Source organism: Litoribacter ruber, from assembly GCF_018449405.1.
Taxonomy (GTDB): Bacteria; Bacteroidota; Bacteroidia; order Cytophagales; family Cyclobacteriaceae; genus Litoribacter; species Litoribacter ruber.
The window spans coordinates 1-26,218 of the sequence record NZ_JAHCMY010000024.1; the positions used below are offsets into that span (position 1 = coordinate 1).

Below are 26,218 nucleotides of genomic sequence, written 5' to 3' on the forward strand. Positions count from 1 at the left end.
GACAATCAACCAATTCCTACACCCCATACCCTTCTCTCCTCGAATTAGATTTTGACAAGATAAAAAGCATAGTTGAATTCCTGTACGCCTCAGATGATGAAGCGAAACCAGAAAGAGTAAGGAAAAGAACATTTTATACAGAGGAAGATAAACTTTCTTATTTAAAGAAGTTCAAAAATTATAATGGTACAAAAACTAAATTCTGTGAAGAAAATAACATAAAGTATCAAACCTTCCTAAAGTGGGAAAGGGAGTATAACATTAGCTAGCTTTTATTTAAATATATTACTGCTTACTTATATAGACAAACCAAACATGAGTATGAGTAATAAGAATTGGAGTAACCAAAGCTGGACGAAAAACGAAAAAGATAATTTCTACAGGCTAAAGCCTTGGAGGAGCCTAAGAAAAAAGTACATTGAAGCAAACCCACTGGATGAACTGAAAGCCCAATTTGATTTGGTTGAAGCTGGTGAAATTGTAGACCACATTATTAGCCGTTCTATTTGTCCTGACCTTGAATTAGAATGGGACAACCTGCAAACCCTGTCTTGGTATAGCCACCAGCAGAAGACAGCGGTAACCAGAGGTGTAACCACCCTGAAGGAATATGTGCAGGAAATGAAGAATGGGAAGCTTCAACACGTTTGCACCAAAGAAAAAAAGGAAAAATTGTTATCTCTCCTAAACGAAAAAGGGATGATTTAAATTTTTTTTACTGATTTACAGTGAATTAAATGTAAGTACCAAGCAAATACATCTTTTCTTTTGGGAATCCCACATTAATTTACTTGTTTTGTGACTGAATTAGAAACGCGCTAATTTAAATCGGTTGAGTTCGATTCCTACAAAGAAATTTTAACTCTTATAGCCGAAATGACACTAAGGTGTCAGCGATTTTTTTTAAGTTTTGCGGAAGCAATCGAACTAATTCGAAATCCCAAAATAAAGCCCAAAAGAAAAAGGGTTGCTCGCTTTAAGCGGGGAGTTGTTTTTCTTTTGTCATCTTACCCAAAAGTGGGTAAGGAAAAGTTCTTTGAAATATTGCAGGGGATAGTATCCCACATAGATTCCATTAGGAAGCATTTGTCTCGGCATTTGCCTCAAGGTAGATTAGAGGTTAATGGAGCCTGTCTCCAAATATTACTATTATCTATTGTTATTTTAATTATGAAAACTTTTATTTTATCTCAAAATCAAAATATTACCCCTAATACCCCTACTATCCATACTAAACTTTGGGATTTCACCAACCCCGCCAAAAACAAGGAAGTTTTTGAACTGCTTGATGAAGGGGTAACCTTTAACAAGGATATGGAATTTCCAGAGCCTTACCGAGCAGATTCATTCAGGTTCTGGTTTAATAAACTGTCTGCTAATTGGACTAAACAGCTGAAGGAAGATTTGGAATCATTTTCAGAAGAAGAACGCTCTGAAATGCAGTCCGAATGTGTTGAGGCTTTCGACAATTGCAAAAGCATATTAAAACTCGTCAGCACATCCACTTTACTCACTGTTTCCAATAAGGACAATATAGACCAAATAGGTTTGAAGACGGTTGTTCAAAACTGGTCTGATACTAATGGTAGAATCCTAAGCAAGTTAGAAGACTTGCTATACAATGGAGCGGAACCAAAGCCCCATGAAGAAGAAATTTTCCTAGAAGTCAAAAAGTACTATATCGGTCGGTACTTCAATTACATAGGTCTAGAGAACAAGTTTCTAAACCCATTCCACGCTCGGGAAATTATTAATGAAGTCATTAATTCACTTGAAAAAGCAGAAGCATTTAAAGTCATGGGACTAAAAGAATCAGGAAGCCGACGCATTTACAAGAATGAAGAACGGGAGCCTTTTTCGGATAGCGAAATAGAAGCTTTGATAAGCTACATCAATGAAGTAAAATTGGTTATATATGGAATGCCTGTTACCATCAGGTAAGGTAAAATAGAGGGAGCTTAACGGCTCCCTTTTTTTATGGCAAAAAACCAGTTTTCAGTTTAAAATCATCTTTAGTGATTTATATGCAAATACGCAAGAAAATTTCATTTTATTTCAGGAATAATTTGTCTGACTAGGGAATTAGTGTTACCTTTGCAGAAGATAAAGTATAGCAATCCACGCCCGCTTTTTAGCTATACATTCACTTTTTCAAACACCATATTTTTTCTGCTATGATTACCACTAACAACACTTTTAGTCATGACTTAGCCATAGGTCAAGGAATGGAAAACACCCTTTCAGAACACCTTACAGATTCCACTATTGAAGTCAAATTTGACATGTATTTAAATGATAGGTTCTTCATTGAAATGTTCAGAAAGGACTTTCGTACAGAAGCCATAGTTAAAACTGGATTATGGACTACTAAAGCTACCCACTATGCCCTTTGCAAAAGCTACATCAAAATCATAATTGAAACTTCTGATTTGAAGAAACTGGTGAAGGAGAAGGTGAAGAAGTTCAAGGAGCTAGACCCAAACTTCAAAAACCGACAAGCCTTTAAATGTGGTGGTGATGGAAATAGAACTTTTGGCATTCTTGTCACCCTTACTGAGCTTACCCAATACCTAGTCAACATTCACACCCAAACCCTTAACTGAAATGAAATATTTGAACCCAGCAACTTTTATCGTCCTTCTAACCCTTAACATGGTGATTCTTTCAATCGCTTCTTTGGGGGTGTTTCTAGGCTTTCTCTTGCTTCTTTCTGCTGTAGTGAATGGGGTGTTAGCCTTTCACTATATAAAGGTGACAGTGGCCTTGGAAAAACTTTATGAAGCAACTAAAATGTAAAAATTATAAGCGATGAACAAAAAAAGGAAGGTTTATCTTCCTTTTTCACCTATTTATCAATTTCGTATTCTCCTTCTTTTTCTAGCCAAATAGCTAATGCCCAGGCTTCTTGAAATCTTATACTCGCCATTTTCATACCATAATCCCTGCAAAGCTTCTCAAAAGCAGGATAAGTTTTGGGCCTTCTGGTTAAGAGAATCCACATTAATGCAGATGAAGAAGTAAGATTAAGGACTCCTCCATTTTTATGGCTTGGTCTCCTTACCACATTACACCTTCTACATCGCAATAAAAAATTGTCCAGCCTATCTGCTTCTACCCCCAACTCTTGCCTTGGTATTACATGGTCTGTTTGTAAATCTAACCTTGTGCCACAATCCTCACACCTGCCACTTTGGGAGTAGAACCAATTTTTCACATTCTGCCAGGCTTTTCTAGGTGGGTAGTGATGCTTAACAATCTCAGTTGTTCCTGTACCAACCTGGGGAGGGTTCAGTTGTCCTAATATACCAGATGCCAATTGTTTATAAGTGAAAAATTTATCTTCTATTAAATATTCAATAAAATTCTTCCAATGTTCTTCTGACCAGTCAGAATCGTTATTAGGGTACTTTAAAAGGTCGTCTCCTTTCATTTTATTTTACTTAAAAGCTCTTTAATAAATTCCTGAAAATCAATACCTAAGGCGTCACACAAGCTTTTTAGCTCAATTACATCTAATCTCCTTTCACCAGTTTCCACTTTACTTATGAAAGTCTGGTCAGTTCCTAACTCTTGAGCAAGCTCCTTTTGGGTAATACCTGCATTCTCACGGATTTCCCGTAAAAGATGGATAAGAGCCTTATATTCCGCTTTATGGATGGTTTTATTCACGTCAACAAAGTAATATGCGAAATCAGGGTATGCCAAATTCGCATATCGGGATTTTCTTTTTTATATTTGGCCATGGAAGAAATGAGCATTGAAAAAACCTACAGGGAACTACTTAACGAATTTTTACTATTTATTGACTTTCAGGATGTTACCCCTGATAGGAAATTTGAGGTTGAAATAAAAAATATACTTAGGTCATTTCCGAATAGCATAAAACCTAAAGAAGAAAGGTATAATAGTCTTATATATAGGATTAATGAAAAACTTGACCTCAATAATAAAAAAATAAAAAATTTTATAGATAGTTCGGCCAAACTTAAAATATATTTCAATTACCATGAAAAAAAATTTATAAGGCAAGCATATGATAAAAATGACAGGGTATTGTTTGAGGAGATAATAAATGAAAGGTTTAAAAATTCTAAACAAAAAGAAGTTATTTTAAATTTGTTTTCCCCAATCAATGAAAAGGAAACAATTATTCAAGTAAAAAAAGCTCTAAGTACGGATAATAAATCTTCGGAGATTGCACTTTCTATTTTTAGTTCCTATATATTTGATTCGTTTTCAAGTAAATTATTACATAGCTATTTTTCTGGAGTTTCAACGGAAAAATATACTGAAGATTTTTTTCAATTTTTACAAAATGAATATCCCTTAAGTTTAACGAGGGATAAAGGTCTATCAGTGCTACAAATCAATGATAAAGTCATAGAAAATTCTAAAAAACCCGAACAATTAGAGAAAATAATATTTAATCATATTGAAAAAACCTATCAAACTCTCTCTAACCATTGTTATTATTCAATTCTTTTAGATTTTGAAGAGATTAATGGATTTTCTAAGTGGGATTTATATTATAAAATTGTGCTTTTTTCTGAAAAATTTATTCAAGAGAAGACAGTAAAAGGTTATTTTCATCCTGATAAAATTAGAGATAAAACTAGTAGATATATAAATGAGTTGAAAGTTGAAGATTGTGATTTTAATATTGCAAACATCGGATTCACTTATAAAGATTGTTTTGTTCTGAAAAAAGAGTCAGAGGAAAAAACTAGTTTATTGATTCTTTTTGAGAAAAATGAAAGAAATGAATCATTAATCCCATGTCCCGCTTGTAGAACCACTAACGTGAGGGGTAATTCATATCCAGTATTAGGCGTCAAAAGTTGGGAATGTAATAATTATGTATGTCCAGATAAAAGTCTATATAATAGGGGGAAAAGATATTCCCTCTCCTCTTTAATCAAACAAGAGGCTATAAATGATGAGCGGAATACTATAGACGTTAGCACAATACGAAAATGGCAACTTGATGTAGTAAATATTGAATCAACTGAATCTATTCTTGAATTTTTAATTAAACATTACTCTCTAATCAACGACCTGGTGGAATTGGTTGAATTTGATAGTAAAGATGAAGAGCTATTTGGAAGAAGAGTTGTTACTAAAAGTCTAGAAATCAACAGTGAGTATGAAACAAATTTCTTTTCATCATCATTTTTTAATAGGTATAAAATAAAAAGGGGAAATATTGAAACATCTAATTACCCTAATTTATCTACGGTTAATGATGTATTTGTGTATAATGGTGACTCGGAAAAAGTTTTATATAATTTAGATGAAGAAAGTATTGATTCTGCTATTACTTCACCGCCCTATTATAATGCAAAAGAATATTCTCAATGGGAGAATATTTATACATATCTTTACGACATGTATAATAATGCTATACAGGTTCACCGAGTTTTAAAACCAGGAGGAGCCTATCTCTACAATATATTTGATTATTTTGACAATGAAAATAATATTGTGTTTTCTGCAATGGGTAAAAAACGAATGATATTAGGAGCATATATTATAGACTTGTTTAAAGATATTGGGTTTGAATTTGTTAAAAACATAGCTTGGAACAAGGGGCATGTTCAAGGTAATCGAAGTTTTAATCAAGGAAATAATTTTCCTTATTACCAAGCTCCTTTAAACTGCTATGAACATATTTTATATTTTAGAAAAAAAGGCGAACAGATTCCTAGATTTAATTTTCCTGACATTGTAAATATTAAGCCTTTCTACAAAATGGTCAAAGGAGTAAATACTTTAGGTCACACAGCACCCTTTCCAAAAGAACTTCCTTATCTACTATGTGATAAATTAGATAAAGGTGCTATAGTGCTTGACCCTTATGCAGGTAGCTTTACAACTGCCAGAGCTTGCATGGATAAAAATATAAGTTCAATTAATATTGAAATGAGTGAAGAATATTGTCAACTAGGACTTAAATTAATTAATACTGAAAATAAACAAAAAAATAGCCCTTCATTACAAGCCAAATTAGAATTTTATAAGTAATATTTTTTTTGTCTTTAAATAAGAAAAGGTAGCCTGCAAAGCTACCTTTTATAATACCTGAATATTTTAATCTTTAACCCATGTTTCTTTGCTAAATCAATCATATGACCTGTTCCCTTGCTTTCACCATCCCAAAAAGCAATAAGTGCATCGGCATATTTTGCCATTTCTTCATTCCTTAAATACCCTGCTCTTTTCCCAAACCTTTTCCAATCCGCTGGAAACTTCCTAACAGTATAGCCTTTCTCCTTGGCGTATCTTTCCCCTAGTTGGTCTGTTCCTTTTGCCGTTCCGCTTACAATTTCAATTTCTGAATGAAGCTTTAATGCTTCATCACATTTGGCTAGGAGTAGTGGGTAATCTTGAAATGTTCTTCCACCAGCTATAATTACTTTCATGTTGATTGGTTTAAGATGAAAAAAGGGATAGCAAAAATATCTATCCCTTTGGGTGGTTGCAACTTTTAAGCTTTACTAATTTAAGGAAGTAGTTTAACTTTTCCTACTGGTAGAATATTCTGTTTCTACTTAAAGCTAAGAATACCATCCCTAGGGTATGTTTCCCCAATTACCCTTTGATGCAATCCAATTTCCAACGGGTAAGGAGTCCATTTTATCCGCCTTACATACATCTTCTCTACATCGAAGTCAGCAACCTTACCAGCCCATCTATTGCCACCAGAAGGAAACCAATTGCCTATGGTGAATTTTCCTACTATGTCGGGAATGTTGAAACTATCCAACCCATACATAAAATTGAAATTTGACTCAATATAATGTCCATCTATATAGAAATCCACTCTGTCATAATGCCAATCGAATCTATATGTATGATATTGGTTATCGGTAATATCAATACCCATAGGACGGTAATTATCCCTGTATTCTTCCCAATAGTCAGGATGGCTTTTTGGTACATCCCAATTTTGAAGCTCACCACGCCATGAATTAAATTTAGCATTGGCTAGGCTAGGCTCATCAATTACCCCACCTTCCAAATGTGAAGGAATTTCAATATCTATTTCATGGTTTCTGGTTATATAGTAACCATTTTCTTCATCCCCTTGGATATGAAGATTTTCATTATTGAAGTCAATTCTTCCTACTTTAAATGGGTTGCCATACATGGCACCAGCTTCTAAATTATTGACTGCCCTTCCAATAAACCTAACGTCCGCTAATTCAATATCCTTAGTAACATTTCCAGCACCACCACCGCTTAAGGGTGTATTGTGAATACCACGCCACCAGTTTACAGGGGTAAAGTCTCCAGTGGGTTTTTCTATTTCTCCCACCCTTTGCCCATCAAGATACAAAGTAATTTCATTACCTGCTTTGGCTGGATTATTCACCATGACCACATGTTGCCATGTACCATAAGGCTTAGAATTTGCAGGACTGTTGGCAATTACCCTAGCACTTCCTGAAGCTTTAGCCACCATTTGAAATTCTGGATTCACTCCATAAAAAACCTGAAGACCAAAGGCTCCAGTATTAGCAGTGCCATTGGTTAAAATTGTATGCCTTAAATTGTTGGCCGCTCGAAGATTTACCTTAACCCAAAAACTTACTGTTAATGGCATATTGAAATTTTCCAACCTTGGAATATTCATCCAGTCAAAAGCATATCCTACTATTCCATTATACCTTAAGCCTGTACCACCTTTAGGGGCTGGTGTAGCCGTTGTTTCTGCTGGTCTGGTAAGAATGGTGTAAGCTTCACTTTCTGAGCCACTAACACTATCCAAGTTATTTTCATAGGTAAAGTGAGCATATAAAGAATCCTGAACTTCATTTGGGTTTATCAGGTTTCCAGAGAACCTTTCAAATCTAGGGTCATTAGGATAAATTTCTTCATAGTGGAAAGTCCAGAAGGCAGAACATACACCTAATTTTTGAATGGCTTTGGCTTCTACTTCATAGGAACCATAGCCTAGGTATTCTTTAGATATTATGACTCCACCTTTCCTTTTTGTCCAAGGTTGACCGTCAGGAAGAAATTTCAAATTCCCTCTATTATCTACACCCTGAACATTACCAGAATAATTGTCTCCGTGTGATTCCAGAACCAAAGCCCTATTTCCTTCATCATCAGTTCCCAAATAAACATTTTCCTTAACTACCCCACCATTAGCACCACCCCAGCCTTTATGAAGGATTTCCCAATCATTTTGAAAGGTTTGGATATTGGAAAAGTTTTCATCTATTGGGGTTTGTCTGAATGGCACTGGAAACACATTAAAGCCTATCCTTCTAGATAGTATATTTCCACGACCGAACCAAAGCAAATAATTTCCAGTAGGGAAATTTTCAGGTATGGTGAATTCTATGGAGTCATTTCTAAATCCTAGAATCCATTCCTTATCCAGCTTAGTTCTTTGTCTGGTTAATCTGTTCTGAAAATAGATTTCATAATCTTGGGTGTTACTTAACCGCTGTATTTCATCCATTGACAATAATTTGCCAGCAATACGGAATCTAGAAAAATACCCCTTAGTATAACCTTCATTAACTGAATAGGCTAATCTAATAGGGTTTAAATCCCCAATCGAAATAACAGAGCTTTGGTTTAGCTGTCCTTCAACTTCACCATTTACCAAAATTCTTTGGTTACTATTTAAATGGTCATACTGGCAGTAAATGAAATAAAACCTGTTAGGCTCAAATTGGGTAAAGGTTTCAACTACATTATTTACCGCTTCACCTTTAATTAGGGTAAATTGGGTTCCTGTGAATTCATCAGCGTTAGAACCATTGTAACCTTCTAAAGCAGGTAGGAAGTATAGAACATGTGGCTCAACCCCTATAATGTCATAGGTTTTGCCATTGTAGATAAATGTGTCCCCAGCTTCAGCTATAGTGCCGTTATAGGTGATAGTCCATTCATCCAGAACATTATTAATGTTAAATGTTGAGACGCTACCACTTTGCCTAATGTACTCCATTCTTTTAGTAGAAGCATTGAACCTTAAGCCAGTAAAAGAAGATTGGTCTTGGTTTGAAGCAATCCAAATGAATTTATTTGTGGTAGGCAATTCATCAAAATAAACCCTTATACCAACTGTATTTGGGCTGGTTCCTTGATTTCCTAGCAAACCTCTTGATACATAATCAATTGAATCTGGTTCAAAATACTGGTCAATACCATTGAAAGAGGCCGTTAGATTATCCTGAACCCTTACAAAATCAAAATTTCCAATGTTATTACCGTTCCTAAAATTTTCAAATCTTTCAGAAAGATTCCTTTCCAGCTCATAAAAAGCAAACTCTGTATCTGTAGGTTCAAAAGGTTCGAAAAGCCCATCTACATCAATTCTGATAAAGTTACTGGTGTTGGCTTCTGTTAGGTTAATGTTATAGTGCTTAAAGAATACATCATTAACCACTTCTCTTAGTTCTACATGGGTTAATCCTTCCTTATCATTAACTTCTAAGCCTTGGACATTGAAGTATTTATCCATTATAGGTACATAGAAAATGTAGTTAAGGTCTACCAGTTCTTTTACATATAAAGTACCCCTTAAGATGGCTGAAGGCTTGCTATACTGTTTTACAACCCTTTCAGCAGTTTGTTTAAGTAGTGGCTGTGGGTTTTCTGCATCATCAAGAATCCAAGAAGTAGTAGGTTCTTCATAGTAATTCATCAACGCCCCATAAAAGAGCCTTTTTCCATCGCCAATGATGGATTCTTTAGGCTCCATTCTTTTGATATTCCTTCCATTGTTACCCACATGGGTAATATCCTGTGGTAAAGGAATATCATTATTAGTAATATCAAGATTTGAAATATAGGCATTTACCCTTTTAATGTTGATTTGGTATTGGGTAGGTACATTGCTATGATAGTTTTGCACCCCTTGAAAATAAGGTGCGGAAATCCTAACCTTTACCTTACCAACATCTCCACGGTTAATTACATAAGAATTTAAAGCGTTAATTCTGTAAAGCTGGATTCTTTGCTTAAACTGGTAATTCGGATTTTTAAAATTTACAGCCTTTCCTGCATCCTGATTAATGGTGTACCTTTTAAGGAAGAACTCAGGGAAAATTCCAGCTTCAACTAAATTAGGACTTATTAAATCAGTCCAACCAATCACATGGTTAAACCAAGTAAACATGTAAAGAGTGTAGTCACCTAATCCACCCCCACTATTTCTTATTCCCCATGTTCTACCAGTAGTTTCGTTTTCAATGGTAATTTCTAGAAAATGCCCATAGTCTAGGTTTTCAAACAGATTGTTAAGCTGTTGCTCTTTGAAATTTTCATAGGTTTCAAAATCAAAGTTCAAATCATTAATGTTAGGACTTTCATCATAATCAGCCAACAACCTCGAAAAGAATTCCAAATCCCAATGGTAATCTATTCTGGTTTCTGCTAGTGGTAATCTACTAAAAGGAATTTCAAATTCTATATAGTTTTGCTTAGCGCTGCTTTTGATTTCTTCTTCTGTCCCATAAACCTTATTATCATGCTGTGAATTGAAAACCAGTCTATTAGAATCATTTCTTACACCTTCACCTACCACATTAAAAAATCTATGGGTATTAGAATCAGTCCAGGAATCTTCAAAGAATTTACCACCCTTAATAGTGTTATCCCTGCCAGTAATTTTTTGGGTGATGGAATTTTGCCTATAGCTACCTTCAATTTCAAGCTCCCCACTTTCATCGACTATTTTTACTTCCTTATCATCAATGCTTTTGGTTAATCCTGAAAGTGATTCAGAGCCTAAGAATAAGCCAGTATGGGAATATTTAAAATACCGTTTGAATTCATTGTCAAAATTGGAAAGTTCCCACCTTCCTTTATTTTGCTTTAATGTGGCTCCAAAGGATTTTAAGATTTCTTCTAAGACTTCTTTACAGCTAAAAGGGGTTTGATTTTCAGTGTAAATATCCTTAATGAAGGTTTTGCAGTTGATTTTTGTCCTAGCCAATGTAGGGTAATCAATAGGCATGTTTTGGAAAGTTTCAATGGAATGCACCAAATCCAGACCATCATAAAAGTCTATTTCCAAGCCAATCTTTTCCAGTACTAAAAGGAATATTTGAAGTAGGGTCTTATTGTAATAGATAAAACCTTCTTCATTATCCAGAAAATCAATGTCTTCTAAGGTGCTTAAATAGTCAATGGCTAAAAGCGAAATTTCATAAGGAGGAGAAGTGAATTCTTCCCTATAATGGTCAGGAACCAAGAAACCTACCCAATAAGGTTCACCGTTCTTAAAAATTTTTACCTTATAATCCTTTTCCTGAAATTCAGCAAATTCAAAAAATTGAAAGTTTGATTCACTTAAAATGGTTATTCTAGCTTCACTGGGTTTAAATGGTGAAAATTTGGACTCCCCTTCACCATACCATTTAAGTGTTAAAGGTTGCGCTCCATACTTTTGAAGCTCTATTACAGCACCATTGTAACCTTTTCTTTGAATATCAATTAATGTAACAGCACCATTTATATCTAAATATTCAATTGTGTATTTTGTCCTATACATAAAAAATTAATGAATTCTACTCCTTTTAGTATTCTCTTTATTTAGGATGTAAACCAAATCACTTCCTTCAATTCTGAATTTCCCTTGTAACTGAATAGCACTGGTAGAGCCATTTAAATCACTGGTTTTTATGATTGTGCCATTGGTATTAGGTACAAACATTTCAGCCCCCCTTTCACCCACTCGGTAAGCCATGCCAGCATTTACACTACCACCTTCAGCTCTGGAGCCTCCAAACTTCATATTATTTGCTACAGCCTTAATAGCTATACCAGTTGCAATCATGCCAATAGAAGCCGCTATAGTGCTTACTGGCTCTAGGAAAGTCTTTTGCAGAACTTCAGCAAAAGCACCATAAATTTTACCTAATCCACCCATTGTAATCAGGAAGTCCCCAAATTGGCTAAGGATATTTCCAAAGAACTGGCTAAGCCCTACATCTCCTGAAATAATGCCTGCTAGCCCATCTGTAATAGAATTGAAGATACCAGCTGAAAACATTTCAATGTTTCTAAGCATATCATTAGCTTCTTCTTCTACCTGCTTTCTTTTGGCTTTAAAGTCTTCTACAACCTTATCAGAACCTTTTAGAATGGCTTTGTCATAGTCATTTTCTACAGGTTCAAATTCTATTTTAAGGTTTATGGGTTTCTTTCTGGTTAGGAGGGATTTTAAAAAGCTGTCTTCCTGTAGCTTTTCATCAATTTCTATTTCATACCTTTTATTGGCATCTTCCAGAAATTGAACCAAGGACAACTTTCTTGAAATTTCTTCAAACTGCCTTAACCAAGCTTCTGTAGGTTTATTGTCATTCAGCTTTTTCAATTCTGAATTTAAACCAGAAGTAGAATTTTTGGCTTTGTCCACACTGGAAGAGTAATTTAGAAAGCCTTCTCTGCCAGCCTTAATAGCTTCATTGTTAGCAATCTTGGATTTAGTTTTTTCTATTTCATCCTGAATGCTTTTATTAGCCTGCTTTACATTTTCCCCTACTTTTGGAATCCAACTAAAGTATTTTTCAAGTTGGGTTAGAAGGGTTTGGGCAAATTCTAGAATCTTGATTTTAATAGCGTCAAAGGTTCTTATTGTCCATTCCTTAATCTTATCCCAATTCATTACTATAGCAGTAACACCAGCCACTACAGCACCTACCAGCAGGGTAATACCACCAGTGGCTAAGGTGAAGCTTAAACCCAAAGCAGTTACCATTTTAATCATTGAAGCTATTCCAAGGATTGTAGGTGGTATGATTGCAAGGAAGGCACCCAAAGCCACTACAGCTATTTTAATGGGTGCTGAAAGGTTATTAAACCAGTTTGCTAGGTTATTTACTACTGTGGCTAATGCCTTCATGTAAGGGGTTAAATGTTCCCCTATGGTAATTGCTACACTTTCTAAACTGCTTCTGATTAGCCTTAAAGCACCACCTAAATCACCTTCCATTAATTCTGCAAATTCCTTTGCAAAACCAGAACTGTTAGCTAATTCATCCTGATAGTTTACTAAGCTTCCAGTACCAGTATTAAGAATGGTATTTACACCCCTAATTGCCTGCTCTTGGAAGATGGCACTTAAAGCAGAATCCTTTTGAAGTTGGGTCATATCCTTTGTGGCTGTCTCAAAATCCCGCATTATGTCAATTAGGCTTCTCATATTGCCTTCAATGTTATAGAGGGCAACACTATAACCACCCACACTAACAGCCCCATCATTACTAGCTTTCTTTAAATCCCTAAGCATGGCAGTAACTGTGGTACCTGCCATACTTCCTTTCAAACCAGCATCAGCCAGAACCATTAAAATACTGGTGGTATCTTCTAGGCTTTGGTTTGCAGAAGAAGCATTAGAAGCACTCATTTTATATGCTTCACCTAATTGCAGTACAGATGTGTTAGCTGTAGCCTGTGCCTTAGCTAGAATATCCGATACTTCACCAGCCTTATCAGCTTCTAAGCTGTAAGCACTCATAGTATCGGTTAGAATGTCTGTTACTGAAGCTAAGTCACCACCAGCTGAAGAAGCTAGATTTAAGGTAGCTGGTATGGTCTGTAGGATTTGATTTGTATCATAACCAGCTAAGGCTAAATATTGCATTCCATCTGCAACCTGTGAAGCTGAAAAAGCTGTATTGGCTCCAAATTCCTTAGCAGTTTCTTTTAGCCTGTTAAAATCGTCTGTAGAAGCTTGTGTAAGCCCTCTTACTTTGGTTATGCTGTCACTAAACTGTGAAGCTGTATGGACTGAAACACCACCCAATAAAGCTAGGGGTGCAGAAATCCTATAGCTTATGTCTTTGCTTATCTTGGTTAAATCCTTCTGTAAGCTTCTAAGATTGTTCTGAACCCCTCCAATCGCTTTATAAAAATTCTCTGCATTACCGCCAATAAGAATATTTATTTTTCCTGTATTACTCATTTATATAAAAAAATTTATTGGTGTTTATTAGAAGTCCCACTTATTTCTAAGTGCTAAAAATTCTTCCTTAGAAAGCTTTTTTACTGGCTTGCTTTCTTTTTCCCATGAAAGAGGTAATAAACTTTGCATGGGTTCTTTTTGTAAAGCTTCTTTTAAATGGGGTTTTATAGTGAAGTAGCTTATGTATCTGGCTACTTCATATTGTTTTTTAACCCTGTTAATATATCCATCTAAAAGGTGTTTAAATTCGAGAGGAGTAAGACTGTAATACTGATTTACATCTAAGCCAGCTTCAAAAGCTAGGGTTAATGCTTCATCAGTTCTGTTTATAAGGTTATCCAGTATCGAAGAAGGAGAAGCATTATTTACTTCTCCTTCTTCTTTGTAAAAAAATCAGAAATTACTTTAGCTCCTTTTTCTAGAAAATCAGATAAATCCATTTCATCTAATTTTGATTCAAAAGCTTCAAACTTTTTAAAAGGATTGTCTTCTTCTAAAAACTTATAACCTTCACAAACTCCTAGATACAATAAAAAAGAAAGTTCTTCTAAACCTATACTCCCTAAATCAGCCAGTCCTTTTTTGAATTTCCTTTCAAAAAGAATAATTGATTTTCTGTTAATCCTTACTGGGATTTCTTCACCGTTGATGTTTAAATACTCAATCATTATAAAAATTATTTTAAAGTTTCCTGCTAATAATTACTTTGGTATCAATAAAAAAAGGTGGCTAGTTAGCCACCTTCAGTTTAAAAAGTAAGATTAAAAAATATTATGCTACAGTTTCAAATGTAATTCCTCCATCTACTTGGAGTGTAAAGCTGGAAGAACTTGTTTCATCCATTCCAAAAGAAGCAGAAGCACTAGAGATAAAACCAGCTCCTTTAATTACTTTACTTCCTGACTCATCATTTCCTAATAGGAAATCTACTGCTACTTGATTGTAGCACATTTCCAAAATATCCCCATTTGTTAAAGTTCCTGTAGGGTCATAAAGGGATTCAATAGAGATAGTAGCACCAAACCTAGTTGGTAAATACCTTCTTACAGGCACTCCATTAGCATCTACAGTGGTTTTAGAAGTATATTCTCTTACATCGTTTGTGAAATCAATAGAGGTAGAAGTCTGACCAGCTAAGACAATTGGTTCACCAGAATCAGTTTTATCTTTCAGCTTGATAAGCACTTTGTTTGCATTGCTATTCATATTGTTATTATTAAAAAGTCGTAATTATTTATTTCCTATAATTACTGGCCTATCAATTTCTAGCAGTGAAAAAAGTAAAGTTTACTGTGGCATTAAATACTTCATCGGTTTCTAAATAATCATTTGTATAGCCTGTAAACCTGAAGTATTCAATAAGCGTATTTCCTTCATCATCAGTTATTTCCTTGAAATCCAATAGGTTTCTTACTATTTCCTGGGCTTTGGTAAGCTCCAAATTATCTAAGCTGAATAGGTGAAGCTTTAAAGCGTATTCATCCAATTTGCTTCCACCTGTCTTAGAGTGGTTTACATCCAAAATAAATATCTGATAAAACAAGCTAGGTAGCTTTTGCTTCTTTGTACTTAAAGGAAAAATCCTGTCATTGAAAATGGCTTTAAGTTCTTCTGATTCAGAAAGTACATGATAAATAGCTTCTGTGACTGTCATTGGTTCATTTTGTTAATGTAGTTATTCAATGTGGCTTTAAACTGCTTAATCACATTGTCCTTATTCTTTTCATAGGCAGTACCTAAATAGGGTGTAGGCTTTAAACCAGTAACCTTATCTACATAAATCATCTTACCATTTACTTCAAAAGCTAATTTCTTTGCCTTCTGAGGCTTTCTGTCCTTTGTGCCTAGTTCGATTAGGTGATGCTTTTTGTCTTCAACTTTGACAATCAGTAGGAAGCCTTCACTGTATTTCTTCTTAGCCTGCTTAACCTTAATTGATTTCTTCATTAAGCCTGTGTCAACTGGTACAGTCCTTTTAGCTTCTTTCTGAATGGCTTTTGCACCATCCCTAACAGCTTTTTTAACTACCTTATCTTGTACTTCAGTGGGTAGCTTTTGAAGCTTCTGTAGGAGCTTCTTTGTATCTAAATCAATTACCAGTTTCATTACCTATCCGATTTAAATTGTGCAGTGATTTCTAAACCTTCCCTGTAGCCTAATTCCTTAATGCCTTTTATATGGTATTTCCTGCCTTCAAAATCTATTACATCATTTGTTGAAATAGTGCTATCATAATGAATTTTGAAAATTGAAATATCAGAGGTGATAAGGTTATTAGCACTGTAGTTTTCCCTGTTTTGCCAATCATATCTAGAGGCGAAGAAATCCATGTATTTAACAAGTTCTGTTTTAACCTGTCCTATGTTATCTCTATATTCTTGCTGTTTATAAACTGTGATAAAATGCTTTAAATCCTCTAAATGAATCATAATTATAAAAAGGTTACTTTCCTGTAAGGCTGTAAAAGTCTGTCTATTGTCTTGTCTAAGCTAATAACTGACTTACCTATAACCAATGTACCTCTATAGGAATACAAATCAGTTAGAAGAAGTAAAGCCGCTTGTTTAATAGCTGTTGGTGTATCTTCAGCACTTTCAAAACCTTTCCTGTAGATTATTTTAATGTGGGTATAATCAGAGGGTAAACTAGTAAAGGTTATGTATTCATCGGAAAAAGTAAAATCAAAGTCTTCAGCATTGATTTCTTCATTGTTCTTATAAATACTTACACTTTCTACCTTATATATAGGAGCGTTAATAAAATGGATGTTTTCACCCACTCCAATCTTCTCATAAATATTAAATTCATAGCTTGTGCTTACTACATCAGTTTGCAAATCATTTGAAATAGAAGTAGTGACTACATCCAGTAAAGCAGAAATATAAATATCTTCATAATTATGAAGGATTCTTAAATGCTGTTTACTTTCTTCCAGCGTTATTAATTTTTCATTATTTCTTTTTATAAGATTGGATTTCATAGGTTATTCTTTTTTCTTTCTACCCCTTTTCTTAGGTATTGCTGTTTCAGCATCTAAAGGAATGGTAGCAATTTCTTCAATGATTTCAATAATGTTATTAGCTTTAACTTCTTCAAGCCTATCAGCTTCTATTTCCACTACACTTCCTGTAAAATAACCACTAGTGGAGAATGGTTTTATAATCCTGATTTTCATAAAAAATTAAGTCTGATTGTAGTGATAATTATTTAAACATCAATAAAAAAAGGTAGCCTAATCATAGACTACCTTTATGAAAATGAAAATTTAAATCTAATTAGGCTTCAATGTCCTTAGCTACAGCCTTAGCATTTTCATACCTGTCTTTAATATCAAAGTAAGAATTAAGGGTAAGCTTAGTAGCTCCTTCATCCGCTAGGGTGTAAGGGTCAACTGTAAGAGCTATACCGCCCCACTGACCGACTACTACACTGGAGAAGTCACCAAACAGCATTGCACTAAGATTAGTACCAGTACCTTTAGCAAGGTTTGAAGGGATTCTATTAGAAGCAATGAAATCAAAGCCATCCAATTTACCATCCACTAGCACTAGATTATCAGTATTACCTTTGGCAAGCTGTTTAACAGCTGAATAAATCTTGTAGTTAAGCAAGAATTTAGCATTGCTCATGTCCGCTTCAGATTCGCCTACATTCTGGATAAATTCCATAACCTTGGCATAATCGATAGCACCACCATTAGCACCCATTTCAACACCTTTTACTTCACCAGAGGCTAGCATAAGTGCTACAAACCTTTCATCAAGTGCTTTTTGAATCTTCTTTTGAATTTCACCTCTAACTACAGCATCAATGCTAGGTGTAGATTGAATAAGCAATTGGTTAGAAAGAACATAAGGAGCAGAAAGCCTATTAGGTCTTAGTGGTACAGTACCAATAGTACCAGACTTCTTACCTACCTTTTCCAATTCATCAGCCCAAACAGCATCATCAAAGGTGCCTACTTTTGGCATGTCCACATTACCTACCAATCCTGTCATATATTGGGCTCCTGCCTTCTGTAGCAAAGAGCCTTCAAATAGGGATTCAATCAAACCTACCTTTTCAGTACCTACCAAGGCTTCACCTTTAGTAGTAGCACCAGCCGCAAAGCTTCTAGAAGCAGGGATTAAAACAGTATTGGCAGTTTCATTAACAGCAACACCAGCACTTCTCAATTCATTAACCGCTTCAGCTTGTGCTTCAGCAAAAATTCCATCTAGTTTACCGCTTCTTACAGCGTTAATATGTCCTATGATTGAATAGGCTTCTTTTGATTTGGTTACATTAGGAGCAGTTACACCCACATTTCCAGCCTGTCTAGCTTCAAAAGCTTCTACTTTTTCAGCCTGCTCAATGCTTCTTTTCAGAGCTTCAGCTTCTTCATATTTGGAATCAAAAGTAGTTTGCTCTGATTCAGTGAAATTCCTGCTTTCAGCCTTAGCAGAATCTAGCAAACCTTTAATTTCTTTATCTAATTCAGAAAGTTGTTTTCTAAGTTCAACGGATTTTTTCATTATAAAAAAAGTATATTTAAAAAATTCTAATTTGTTTACTTTAATTAAATTTGTATCAATTAAAAAGTGTAAGATATCTATACTGGTTATACGCTAAATCAGTTGAACCTTCATTTATTAAAGTGTTTTCAATATCTTCAAATTTCCTTACATCTACTGGCGTGTCTTGGTAAGCTCCTTTGGTAACTACAGAAACATCATAGATACCTTTGAAGCTGGTGATGGTTCTTATGTATTTTCCATCACCTCTTTTTTCCCATTTTTCACCGTCTTCATTTATTCTAAATGCAAATGAACTTTCTGAAATCTCACCTTTTTTAATAAGCTTGTATAAATCCCTTATATAGGAAATATCTTCATCTACTTCAAATCTGTATTTAAGCCCTGTTTCATCTACTAAAATTTCCAAGGTATTAACCTTACTATTTCTTCTTGCTAGTATGTAATCTTCTTTATGGTTAAATAGAGCCACTATATCAGATAAATCAGTAGAATCATTTATAGCATTCCTGTCTATGACTTCAATAAAGCCCATATCCCTTGAATCCTTCTGGAATTTCAAAGCATAGCCTTCAATGTATTTTTTACCTTCTTCTTCAAATGTCCTGAATTCAACATTTTGAAAAGTTCTTATTTCTTTCATGTTTAAAAAGTTAGCCTGTGTGTTATTCGTTTTCTGCATTGGCTTCATCTAGTTTAGCTTTTGCATTGTCTTTCACCACCTTACCTAACCAGAAGTCTTTACTTACTTCAGAAGGAATAAGGTTAGAGTGTATGTAAGTAGTACCTACCACTTCTTCATTCATGTCTTCCTTTTCTCGGATTTCTTCACTGCTTATGGCTCCTAGGTAAAAGAGTTCTTTATAGAATTCAGCCCTACTTTTACTGTCACCCCTTAGAAGCCCTTCTACATTGCATTTTACATAGTAGCCAGAAAGGATTTCACTTCTGCTAAATAGCTTGTGCTTCAATTCAGCTTCTATTTTGGTAATTATGGGTAAGAGGGTTTGCTTATAGAAGTGTAGGTTTTGGGCTTCTACATTGGCATAATTGGTGGAATAATCACCTACTATATAAGGTGGTACATTAAGCATTGAAGCTATTTCTGATTTCTCAAAGCTTCTGCTTTCTAGGAACTTGGTTTGTGAAGGGTCTAGGTTGGTATTGTCCAGCTTCATTCCATCTTCTAGGAATAGGATTCTTTTACCTCCTTTGCCAGAAAAGTTAGATTGAAGTTCTTTCCTTAGTCTTTCCCTTTGCTTATCATCCAAAGCTTTGTCATAGGTGATAGTACCCCTTATAGAAGAAGCTTCACCATTATAGACTTTATTGGTGTATTCCAGAGCGTTTAGATTTACTTCAATATTCCTTCTAAAATTGTTTACCGTGTCTATGCCCAAATAGCCAGAGCCAATATTTTTAAAATGGATTACATCAGAATCACTTAGGATTTTGTCTTTATCCCCATTGAATTTGAAGTAAAGCTTATCTTCAAAAATGATTGCTTCAACTGATTCAAAGTCAATTATTCTTAGCTCCAGTACATCACCATTAGCACCCCTAATGATTTTGGCAAAAGAATTTCCTTTAACCTGCATTAAGAAAAGCATGGTGTTAAAGAACTCAAAAGCAGTTTGAAACCTGTTAGGCTTCTCTTTCAATAAAAAATAAATATCTGATTGCTTCTGTAGCTCCTTATCCTTATAAACTTTAAAGGGTAAAGAAGATACTGTATTACTGATAGTGCTTACCCCTTGATAAAAAGCAGAAAGAGTTAATGCACTTCCTGCACTAACTCCACCAGCTATATTTTCTAAAGTAATTTCCTGTATGGTAGTAATACTAGGCAAAGTATTAGTAAATAGGTTTCTAAAATTCATGTCAAAAAGTTTTAAATAATTACCTATCTATCAATTACCACCTAGCCTTAACACCTCTAATGTCTATATGTAAAAATGAATTGTAAGCCTTCAATCCACCTGTTTTGATTTTACCAGCTTCTACCAGCCTTTCCACTGTTTGAAACAGTTTATTTGGAGAAACCCCATTAACCCTTATATCGGCTCCCAATCCCTTTACATGGGTAGAATTCTTAGCACCACCAATGCTTTTATTATGAGCTGGTGACCTGTAGCCTGAATTAATTTGAATTGGCTTTTTTATTTCATCCCTCAAAACCTGAAGATTAACAGCAAGCTCTTTTAAATTATCTATTACTTCTGGTGGAAAATCTGAACCATCTTTGCTAGCAAATTCTGCTAGAGAAAAATTGGTAGATAGTTTCATTTAAAATTTAATTCTTTCAGTAATTTTTTGCTTAACTTTTTTAACCAATTCTGTAGATACCAATTCCATTTCACCAAGATTTTCAACAATGCTAATAAACTGTCCACCTATGAAAATAGAATAAAAAATAGAATAGAGCGGAACAAATACAATAGCATTTAATCCCATAAACTTCAGGAGGGTAAGAATAAGTAATGCAGAAAGCAATGATAGTAGGAATCTTGGAAACTTTTTACTTACCAAAACCTTATCCTTTACTTCATTATAAGCTTCTACCAACCCTTCTTTTTTAAACCTTCTAGCCAAAATGCTAAACCTTATTGATTTGGCTACACCTAATATAAAATCAACACAATACAACACCATTAAAAAATAAATACCACCAGCATTTATAAATAGGTAGTCAAAAATAATATTTAATGAAATTATTATTGGTGTTAAATACTTCACAACAAAAGAAGATGTGATGGATTTAAATAGAGTGCTAAAGAAAGCATTGATTGAAATATAGCCAAAGAACATAAAGTACAAGATGAAAAATATTGTATATATACTAGTTGTAATTATTCCTATATCAAAAAAATTATACAAAGAAAAAACCACTTTCTGAATATGGAGATTTATTAGAATTGGCTTCTATTAGGTCGTTTTCAACATCTAAAAAATATTGTCCTATAGCCATTATTAAAGCTACAGCACAATCTATTTTTTCTTTACTTCTGGCTTTGGAAGGCTTAATGTTATCAGCATCATCCTTGACGATTTTCACATTACTGATACACCATTTAAGAATAGGGTTATTATTGTGGAGCAAATTCCCATCTAAAATTAAGGCTTCAGCTTTCTTGGTGGCTGGTGACATGGATTTATAACCCTGCCCAAAGGAAGTAAACTTTAATCCTTCCACTTCTAGCTTTGTTACTAGCTGGTCTGCACCCCATCGGTCATAAGCTATGTTTAGAATCCTGAACTTTTCAGCTAATTCTAGAATCTTATTGAAGATGAAATCATCGTCCCTGCTTCTCTTATCAGTAAGGAAAAGCTTATTCTTATTGTTCTTGCTCCACCCTATGAAGGCTTTACCAGCAGAAATATTATCCTTTCTTTCAGCACTTTCATAAGGAAGGAATGAGTAAGCCAGGGTTTTAAATTTCCCGTTAGATTGTGGAAACAGAAGCACAAAAGCATTTAAATCTAGGTTGTTAGCCAAATCCAGACCTGCATAACATTCTTCACCTAGCAAATCTTCTTCATCATAATCAAAGCTGTTTTGCATCCAGTCACTATTATTAATCCATGCTGTAGCACTGTCTACCCATATATTTAAATGAAGCTGTTTTACTGTATTTAAATAGGAAGGCATGTTTTTAGCCTTCTGGATTTGTTCTTTTAGATAGTCTTCTTTGATGGATAAGCCAAAGCTAGGGTTAGCTTTCTTGAAGTTATCAATGCTTAGAACTTCCTGTAAATCATTGGAATCTTCACCTTCATAAACCCAAGGTAAAAAGGTTTCATCCTCTATAACCCCTTCTATTAGCTTCTTACTGTATTCATACAAATCATAGCAAATGTGGTTCTTATTGGTGCCAGCAGTGGTAATGGAAAGTAATAGAGGCTGTTCTCTGGCTCCCATAGATGTTTTGATTACATCATATAGGGATGCATCATAATGAGCGTGTAATTCATCTACAATAGCAAAGTTTATATTGGCTCCATGAATACCAGAACTTTCAGCACTGATACATTTAAGGTAGGAATTGGATTTTTCTAGCTCTATGGAGTTCCTGAAAACTTTCAGGTGTTTAGAAAGCTCTTTAGAATTATTCACCATTCCTTTTATAATGTCATAGCAGAATCCAGCTTGCGACCTAGAAGAAGCCGCTACTACCAATTCTTGCCCCTTTTCCCCATCAGCTAAAAGCATGTAAAGTGAAATAGCAGAAGAAAGGGTGCTTTTACTGTTCTTCCTTGGAAGGAAGACAAAAACTTCTCTGTACTTCCTTAAGCCCGTTTCCTTTTCCTTCCAGCCAAATACAGCTCCTATAAGGTTCTTTTCCCATTCCTGAAGTATGTAAGGCTTTCCAGCCAGCTTACCCTTTACATGGGTAGTAAATGCCATTATAAACTTAATAGCCCTGTCTGCACTTGCTTTATCATAAAAATATTTATCCCTGTCAATCCTATTAAAAAATTTCTCTGTCATTGGTACTTAGTTTCCAATAATTAGAAATCAGTCAATAAAAAAAGGGGTGCTTATTCAGCAACCCCTGTAAAATCTAGGATGGATAAAATCTAATTGTTATTCAGAAAAGCATCTAAGGAAACTTCATTATCTTCTTCAGTGGGTGTGAAGGTACTTAGCTTTTGCCTGTCAGAAGGGCTTACCCCAAACCTAGACATCATATTGTAATAGTTCTTATAGCAGTTGTTAGCTATGGATATGTAAGGAGAAACCATTTCATAGGTGCTACCATTCTTGTTAGTTCCAGTGATAACCATTCCATTCTTTTGAATGTGGTACTGGCATTCTAAGTATCTGCCATATTCAGCACTCATTAAGCCTAGGGTGTCTAAGTCAGTAACGGTAAGCACCCCTAGCTCGGTAAGCTTATTGAAATAGAACCTGTAGAAGACTTTCCCATATTGGTTCAAATAGGCTGGAACCTTCATTTCCTCTTTCTTCACCTTCGCTGGTTGCATTGGGTTCTTCAATTCCCTTGATTTTTCTAAAGTACCTCTAGCTTCTTTGATTTCTTTTGCTAATTTTGGTCTACCTGCATTGCTCATATTAAAAATTTTATAATACTAAGTAATATCTCATCTATTAAAAAAAAATGGACATACCAAAATTTCAAGGTAATGAATTTCAGGAAGGGAATATTTTTAAAATAAATCCTAAATATGATTTTTATAATTTATATGAGGATTTAGAGGGCTTAAACGTAGAAAGTGATATTTATTTTGAAGATGTAGATTTTACTTTTTTTAAAATAAATTTTACTAGGCTTAAGGAAAGAAATATTAAATTTACAAATTGCACATTTTTAAAAGATATCCAGCTTGAAAGCAAAAATAAGAAAATATCATTTTCAAATTGCAAATTAAGCGATAATGACACAGTTAACATCAGTTTAAGAGGTAAAGCTGAACTTTTGGAAATAGAAAAATGCTATTTTAATAATATTGAAATTAAAAATTTTAATACTGTAGAATATTTACATATTACATCCGCCTTAAATTCTTTATCGATTGAAAATGGAAATATTTTAAATATGTCTCTTTTCTTTCAGGACTGTAACCTTTCTAAACTAACGTTTGGGGAAGTAGGCTTTAAAAGGATTGAAATTAACGGTTTTGGAAACACACATTTCGAAAGTTTCTTTGTTGAAGCATTTTGTTTAACACCTGAAAATGAAAAAATAATAAGCTTAGAAGATTTAGAGGATAATGAAAGAGTAGATATTGAAAGGATTTTCGAGTATAGTTTTAGAATTAATGGATTTTCATCACCTGATATATATTTATTAATAGAAAATTGCCCATTCGTAACTATTTCTGAACTAAAAACTGATTTTTTCCATATGTTCATGGGGTCAAACATAGAACATAATACACTAAGAATTAGCGACTGTGATTTCAAAAATGGAAATTTAGACTCATACCTAGACAAGTTAAAATTGCACACATTATATTTATCTCGTTGTTCAAATTTTTCTTGCAATAATATAGAGGTGGAAAAAGTATCATTAGTCAATAGCTTCAAGGGTTTTGTAGAATTTTCAAACTGTATTTTTCAAAAATTACATTTTTATGATTTTAAAATAAACCATTACCTAGTATTAAATAACATATTTTTTGAAGGTGAAAAACATCTTGGAATAGATAATTCTATTTTAAATAAAGTTGAGATTAATCCTTCATTTCTTCACCAGATAAATTCTCTATATTTTAATAAATCCTCAATAAAAGGGTTAGAAATTTACAATTTTATCGGATTAAATGAAGAAGCTATTAAATCATCTAAGGGTTTTGAAATTTCTGAAAAGTTGTCCTTCTATCGAGAATTAAAAAGTTTAGCCGAATCTTCACATAATAATTATTTATACCAACAATTCAAAGCTCTGGAGTATAATGAACTTTTAAAAGATGAATCTCAAAAAATAACCAATTTAAATAAGGCTATATTAACATTAAATAAATTATCTAATAATCATGGTACAAACCCATTAAACGCGTTAAGCTGGTACTTAGGATTCATTATCATATACTCTTTAATCTTATTCATTACATTTCTTTCTAGTGGCTACTCTACAGAAACTTTCTTAACATTTTACAGTAGTAATTATACTTACTTATTCAATCCATTTCAATATATAAACAGTCTGGAAAGGAAAGACCACATTGAAGACACGGCTTACATATTTAATTATGCTGTTAAGATTTGGGATATATTATATAATGTAGCCATTGGTTATTTAATTTATCAGTTTGTAGCTTCTTTTAGAAAATTTAATAGGTAAATCCTAGTAATAATGTTTGTTATTTGGAAGATAAATTATTTAAAATACATGGATAAATCTTTACTAGCAGACTTGTTATTCCTGTTTTTAACTATGTGATGTATAAAGGAGCCTAATATTTCAAGGTTGTTTATTTCTTCTCTTAATTTATCTACAGATATTTTACACTCTATACTATCTATTCCATATGTGTTTTCTATTATGTATATTACATCAAAATTATTATCCATACAAAAGGTTAAAGTCCAATTGCTATCAGTGATTTTGTTCCTAAAACAAACATCCATTGAATACTCTTTTAATGAGGTGCTTATTTCATCAACTGTTGTAGAAAAACCTTCAAGATACTCCTTGTAATTGGCTTCTAGGTTTGCCAATTCTGTTTTCAACTGATGTGCTTTAACTCCCAAAACTTTTGTTTGGTTTTCATATTCGACAAAGGAATTTTCAAATTTCATAGGTATCAACTTTAAAATGTGCTTTGGCAATATAGTCTAACTTCTTACGAAAACAAGGGAATTAGTTATTTTTTTTCAAACCATTCACCACACCAACCCAATAACCCCCATATCAAGCTATCTTCCTTCAACCAGTGTTAGTGTTAACTTCCATCCTGTTAAGGCTTACAGCACCTCTTATATGGCTTCAGAAGCAGTGTCATATGTAAAGGATAGAAGGAATCTGTACAGGCTTCAGTAAGCTTCTACTATTTAAAGATTGTGGAGCTACAGCACTAACACCAAATTAGAGCCTCTGCCAGCTTCAATGGTATAAAGGCTGTAACCACATGCTTCAATCCTGTTAAAGCCTACAGTGGCTCTTATTCAACCTCTGGAAGTGTGTCATATGTAAAGGATAGGTGGCTTTCTGGATGGGTTGTAGGTAGTGACAGGTGGAATGGTTAACTGTTTGATATATAAGGGATTGGAGGAGAGAAGGGTATGGGGTGTAGGAATTGGTTGATTGTC

The 26,218-nt window shown here is 34.1% G+C and carries 27 protein-coding genes; 7 read left to right on the plus strand and 20 right to left on the minus strand.

Annotated features, from left to right (window positions below):
- From KI659_RS17905 to KI659_RS17925, 5 genes are all read left to right on the plus strand, one after another.
- A partial coding sequence (locus KI659_RS17905) for a hypothetical protein (RefSeq protein WP_213946760.1) occupies window positions 1–269 on the plus strand: 269 nt, incomplete at its 5' end.
- A 52-nt stretch (window positions 270–321) separates the two neighbouring features.
- The gene (locus KI659_RS17910) at window positions 322–708 is read left to right on the plus strand and encodes an HNH endonuclease family protein (protein ID WP_213946761.1); all 387 of its coding nucleotides are present in this window, start codon (window positions 322–324) and stop codon (window positions 706–708) included.
- A gap of 168 nt (window positions 709–876) precedes the next feature.
- On the plus strand, window positions 877–1,941 hold the full coding sequence (locus tag KI659_RS17915; protein WP_213946762.1) for a hypothetical protein: 1,065 nt from the start codon (window positions 877–879) through the stop codon (window positions 1,939–1,941).
- A 233-nt stretch (window positions 1,942–2,174) separates the two neighbouring features.
- Window positions 2,175–2,603 (plus strand): hypothetical protein, encoded by a 429-nt coding sequence (locus tag KI659_RS17920; protein ID WP_213946763.1) that lies wholly within the window; start codon window positions 2,175–2,177, stop codon window positions 2,601–2,603.
- A 1-nt stretch (window position 2,604) separates the two neighbouring features.
- Entirely contained in the window at window positions 2,605–2,796 is a 192-nt protein-coding gene (locus tag KI659_RS17925) for a hypothetical protein (RefSeq protein WP_213946764.1), read from the plus strand.
- 49 nt (window positions 2,797–2,845) lie between these two features.
- Here the strand turns inward: KI659_RS17925 and KI659_RS17930 are convergent, their stop codons facing one another.
- Window positions 2,846–3,430: an HNH endonuclease gene (locus tag KI659_RS17930; protein WP_213946765.1), complete on the minus strand. Its 585-nt coding sequence runs from the start codon at window positions 3,428–3,430 to the stop codon at window positions 2,846–2,848.
- The gene (locus KI659_RS17935; RefSeq protein ID WP_213946766.1) at window positions 3,427–3,669 is read right to left on the minus strand and encodes a helix-turn-helix domain-containing protein; all 243 of its coding nucleotides are present in this window, start codon (window positions 3,667–3,669) and stop codon (window positions 3,427–3,429) included. Before KI659_RS17935 ends, KI659_RS17930 begins: the two co-directional genes overlap by 4 nt.
- 72 nt (window positions 3,670–3,741) lie before the next feature.
- Here KI659_RS17935 and KI659_RS17940 point away from each other — a divergent pair, with 72 nt between their 5' ends.
- Entirely contained in the window at window positions 3,742–6,021 is a 2,280-nt protein-coding gene (locus KI659_RS17940) for a DNA-methyltransferase (protein WP_213946767.1), read from the plus strand.
- 41 nt (window positions 6,022–6,062) lie between these two features.
- On the opposite strand, the gene KI659_RS17945 is transcribed toward KI659_RS17940, so the two are convergent.
- From KI659_RS17945 to KI659_RS18025, 17 genes are all read right to left on the minus strand, one after another.
- Window positions 6,063–6,419: a DUF2493 domain-containing protein gene (locus KI659_RS17945; protein ID WP_213946768.1), complete on the minus strand. Its 357-nt coding sequence runs from the start codon at window positions 6,417–6,419 to the stop codon at window positions 6,063–6,065.
- 125 nt (window positions 6,420–6,544) lie between these two features.
- Window positions 6,545–11,515 carry a LamG-like jellyroll fold domain-containing protein gene (locus KI659_RS17950; protein ID WP_213946769.1) on the minus strand — a complete coding sequence of 1,657 codons (4,971 nt, stop codon included), beginning with the start codon at window positions 11,513–11,515 and terminating at the stop codon, window positions 6,545–6,547.
- A 6-nt stretch (window positions 11,516–11,521) separates the two neighbouring features.
- The gene (locus KI659_RS17955; RefSeq protein ID WP_213946770.1) at window positions 11,522–13,930 is read right to left on the minus strand and encodes a phage tail tape measure protein; all 2,409 of its coding nucleotides are present in this window, start codon (window positions 13,928–13,930) and stop codon (window positions 11,522–11,524) included.
- 365 nt (window positions 13,931–14,295) lie between these two features.
- Window positions 14,296–14,598 carry a hypothetical protein gene (locus KI659_RS17960; RefSeq protein WP_213946771.1) on the minus strand — a complete coding sequence of 101 codons (303 nt, stop codon included), beginning with the start codon at window positions 14,596–14,598 and terminating at the stop codon, window positions 14,296–14,298.
- A gap of 103 nt (window positions 14,599–14,701) precedes the next feature.
- Window positions 14,702–15,136 carry a phage tail tube protein gene (locus tag KI659_RS17965; RefSeq protein ID WP_213946772.1) on the minus strand — a complete coding sequence of 145 codons (435 nt, stop codon included), beginning with the start codon at window positions 15,134–15,136 and terminating at the stop codon, window positions 14,702–14,704.
- A 52-nt stretch (window positions 15,137–15,188) separates the two neighbouring features.
- Window positions 15,189–15,584 carry a hypothetical protein gene (locus KI659_RS17970; protein WP_213946773.1) on the minus strand — a complete coding sequence of 132 codons (396 nt, stop codon included), beginning with the start codon at window positions 15,582–15,584 and terminating at the stop codon, window positions 15,189–15,191.
- Window positions 15,581–16,036, minus strand: coding sequence for an HK97-gp10 family putative phage morphogenesis protein (locus KI659_RS17975; RefSeq protein ID WP_213946774.1), 456 nt, complete (start codon window positions 16,034–16,036; stop codon window positions 15,581–15,583). Before KI659_RS17975 ends, KI659_RS17970 begins: the two co-directional genes overlap by 4 nt.
- Window positions 16,036–16,359 carry a phage head closure protein gene (locus tag KI659_RS17980; protein ID WP_213946775.1) on the minus strand — a complete coding sequence of 108 codons (324 nt, stop codon included), beginning with the start codon at window positions 16,357–16,359 and terminating at the stop codon, window positions 16,036–16,038. The genes KI659_RS17975 and KI659_RS17980 overlap by 1 nt, the downstream gene beginning before the upstream one ends.
- 2 nt (window positions 16,360–16,361) lie before the next feature.
- Entirely contained in the window at window positions 16,362–16,910 is a 549-nt protein-coding gene (locus KI659_RS17985; protein ID WP_213946776.1) for a head-tail connector protein, read from the minus strand.
- 3 nt (window positions 16,911–16,913) lie between these two features.
- Window positions 16,914–17,105 carry a hypothetical protein gene (locus tag KI659_RS17990; protein ID WP_213946777.1) on the minus strand — a complete coding sequence of 64 codons (192 nt, stop codon included), beginning with the start codon at window positions 17,103–17,105 and terminating at the stop codon, window positions 16,914–16,916.
- Between the two features lie 100 nt (window positions 17,106–17,205).
- Entirely contained in the window at window positions 17,206–18,444 is a 1,239-nt protein-coding gene (locus tag KI659_RS17995) for a phage major capsid protein (protein WP_213946778.1), read from the minus strand.
- A gap of 55 nt (window positions 18,445–18,499) precedes the next feature.
- Window positions 18,500–19,087, minus strand: coding sequence for an HK97 family phage prohead protease (locus tag KI659_RS18000; RefSeq protein ID WP_213946779.1), 588 nt, complete (start codon window positions 19,085–19,087; stop codon window positions 18,500–18,502).
- A gap of 22 nt (window positions 19,088–19,109) precedes the next feature.
- Window positions 19,110–20,324 carry a phage portal protein gene (locus KI659_RS18005; RefSeq protein WP_213946780.1) on the minus strand — a complete coding sequence of 405 codons (1,215 nt, stop codon included), beginning with the start codon at window positions 20,322–20,324 and terminating at the stop codon, window positions 19,110–19,112.
- A gap of 34 nt (window positions 20,325–20,358) precedes the next feature.
- On the minus strand, window positions 20,359–20,730 hold the full coding sequence (locus KI659_RS18010) for a YcbK family protein (protein WP_213946781.1): 372 nt from the start codon (window positions 20,728–20,730) through the stop codon (window positions 20,359–20,361).
- Window positions 20,731–21,180, minus strand: a complete 450-nt coding sequence (locus KI659_RS18015) for a phage holin family protein (protein ID WP_213946782.1) — start codon at window positions 21,178–21,180, stop codon at window positions 20,731–20,733.
- A 133-nt stretch (window positions 21,181–21,313) separates the two neighbouring features.
- On the minus strand, window positions 21,314–22,933 hold the full coding sequence (locus KI659_RS18020) for a terminase large subunit (RefSeq protein WP_213946783.1): 1,620 nt from the start codon (window positions 22,931–22,933) through the stop codon (window positions 21,314–21,316).
- A gap of 89 nt (window positions 22,934–23,022) precedes the next feature.
- A complete protein-coding gene (locus KI659_RS18025) occupies window positions 23,023–23,517 on the minus strand; it encodes a phage terminase small subunit P27 family (RefSeq protein ID WP_213946784.1) in 495 nt (164 codons plus the stop codon).
- Between the two features lie 47 nt (window positions 23,518–23,564).
- Here KI659_RS18025 and KI659_RS18030 point away from each other — a divergent pair, with 47 nt between their 5' ends.
- Entirely contained in the window at window positions 23,565–25,250 is a 1,686-nt protein-coding gene (locus KI659_RS18030; RefSeq protein WP_213946785.1) for a hypothetical protein, read from the plus strand.
- 35 nt (window positions 25,251–25,285) lie between these two features.
- Here KI659_RS18030 and KI659_RS18035 read toward each other — a convergent pair whose 3' ends face one another.
- On the minus strand, window positions 25,286–25,708 hold the full coding sequence (locus KI659_RS18035; RefSeq protein ID WP_213946786.1) for a hypothetical protein: 423 nt from the start codon (window positions 25,706–25,708) through the stop codon (window positions 25,286–25,288).
- Between the last annotated feature and the right edge of the window lie 510 nt (window positions 25,709–26,218).

Bases quoted from the DNA above. Each gene is read 5' to 3' on its own strand.
- KI659_RS17910 (WP_213946761.1), top strand. From the start codon at position 322: ATGAGTAATAAGAATTGGAGTAACCAAAGCTGGACGAAAAACGAAAAA.
- KI659_RS17915 (WP_213946762.1), top strand. From the start codon at position 877: ATGACACTAAGGTGTCAGCGATTTTTTTTAAGTTTTGCGGAAGCAATC.
- KI659_RS17920 (WP_213946763.1), top strand. From the start codon at position 2,175: ATGATTACCACTAACAACACTTTTAGTCATGACTTAGCCATAGGTCAA.
- KI659_RS17925 (WP_213946764.1), top strand. From the start codon at position 2,605: ATGAAATATTTGAACCCAGCAACTTTTATCGTCCTTCTAACCCTTAAC.
- KI659_RS17930 (WP_213946765.1), bottom strand. From the start codon at position 3,430: ATGAAAGGAGACGACCTTTTAAAGTACCCTAATAACGATTCTGACTGG.
- KI659_RS17940 (WP_213946767.1), top strand. From the start codon at position 3,742: ATGGAAGAAATGAGCATTGAAAAAACCTACAGGGAACTACTTAACGAA.
- KI659_RS17945 (WP_213946768.1), bottom strand. From the start codon at position 6,419: ATGAAAGTAATTATAGCTGGTGGAAGAACATTTCAAGATTACCCACTA.
- KI659_RS17950 (WP_213946769.1), bottom strand. From the start codon at position 11,515: ATGTATAGGACAAAATACACAATTGAATATTTAGATATAAATGGTGCT.
- KI659_RS17955 (WP_213946770.1), bottom strand. From the start codon at position 13,930: ATGAGTAATACAGGAAAAATAAATATTCTTATTGGCGGTAATGCAGAG.
- KI659_RS17960 (WP_213946771.1), bottom strand. From the start codon at position 14,598: ATGATTGAGTATTTAAACATCAACGGTGAAGAAATCCCAGTAAGGATT.
- KI659_RS17965 (WP_213946772.1), bottom strand. From the start codon at position 15,136: ATGAATAGCAATGCAAACAAAGTGCTTATCAAGCTGAAAGATAAAACT.
- KI659_RS17970 (WP_213946773.1), bottom strand. From the start codon at position 15,584: ATGACAGTCACAGAAGCTATTTATCATGTACTTTCTGAATCAGAAGAA.
- KI659_RS17975 (WP_213946774.1), bottom strand. From the start codon at position 16,036: ATGAAACTGGTAATTGATTTAGATACAAAGAAGCTCCTACAGAAGCTT.
- KI659_RS17980 (WP_213946775.1), bottom strand. From the start codon at position 16,359: ATGATTCATTTAGAGGATTTAAAGCATTTTATCACAGTTTATAAACAG.
- KI659_RS17985 (WP_213946776.1), bottom strand. From the start codon at position 16,910: ATGAAATCCAATCTTATAAAAAGAAATAATGAAAAATTAATAACGCTG.
- KI659_RS17990 (WP_213946777.1), bottom strand. From the start codon at position 17,105: ATGAAAATCAGGATTATAAAACCATTCTCCACTAGTGGTTATTTTACA.
- KI659_RS17995 (WP_213946778.1), bottom strand. From the start codon at position 18,444: ATGAAAAAATCCGTTGAACTTAGAAAACAACTTTCTGAATTAGATAAA.
- KI659_RS18000 (WP_213946779.1), bottom strand. From the start codon at position 19,087: ATGAAAGAAATAAGAACTTTTCAAAATGTTGAATTCAGGACATTTGAA.
- KI659_RS18005 (WP_213946780.1), bottom strand. From the start codon at position 20,324: ATGAATTTTAGAAACCTATTTACTAATACTTTGCCTAGTATTACTACC.
- KI659_RS18010 (WP_213946781.1), bottom strand. From the start codon at position 20,730: ATGAAACTATCTACCAATTTTTCTCTAGCAGAATTTGCTAGCAAAGAT.
- KI659_RS18020 (WP_213946783.1), bottom strand. From the start codon at position 22,933: ATGACAGAGAAATTTTTTAATAGGATTGACAGGGATAAATATTTTTAT.
- KI659_RS18025 (WP_213946784.1), bottom strand. From the start codon at position 23,517: ATGAGCAATGCAGGTAGACCAAAATTAGCAAAAGAAATCAAAGAAGCT.
- KI659_RS18030 (WP_213946785.1), top strand. From the start codon at position 23,565: ATGGACATACCAAAATTTCAAGGTAATGAATTTCAGGAAGGGAATATT.
- KI659_RS18035 (WP_213946786.1), bottom strand. From the start codon at position 25,708: ATGAAATTTGAAAATTCCTTTGTCGAATATGAAAACCAAACAAAAGTT.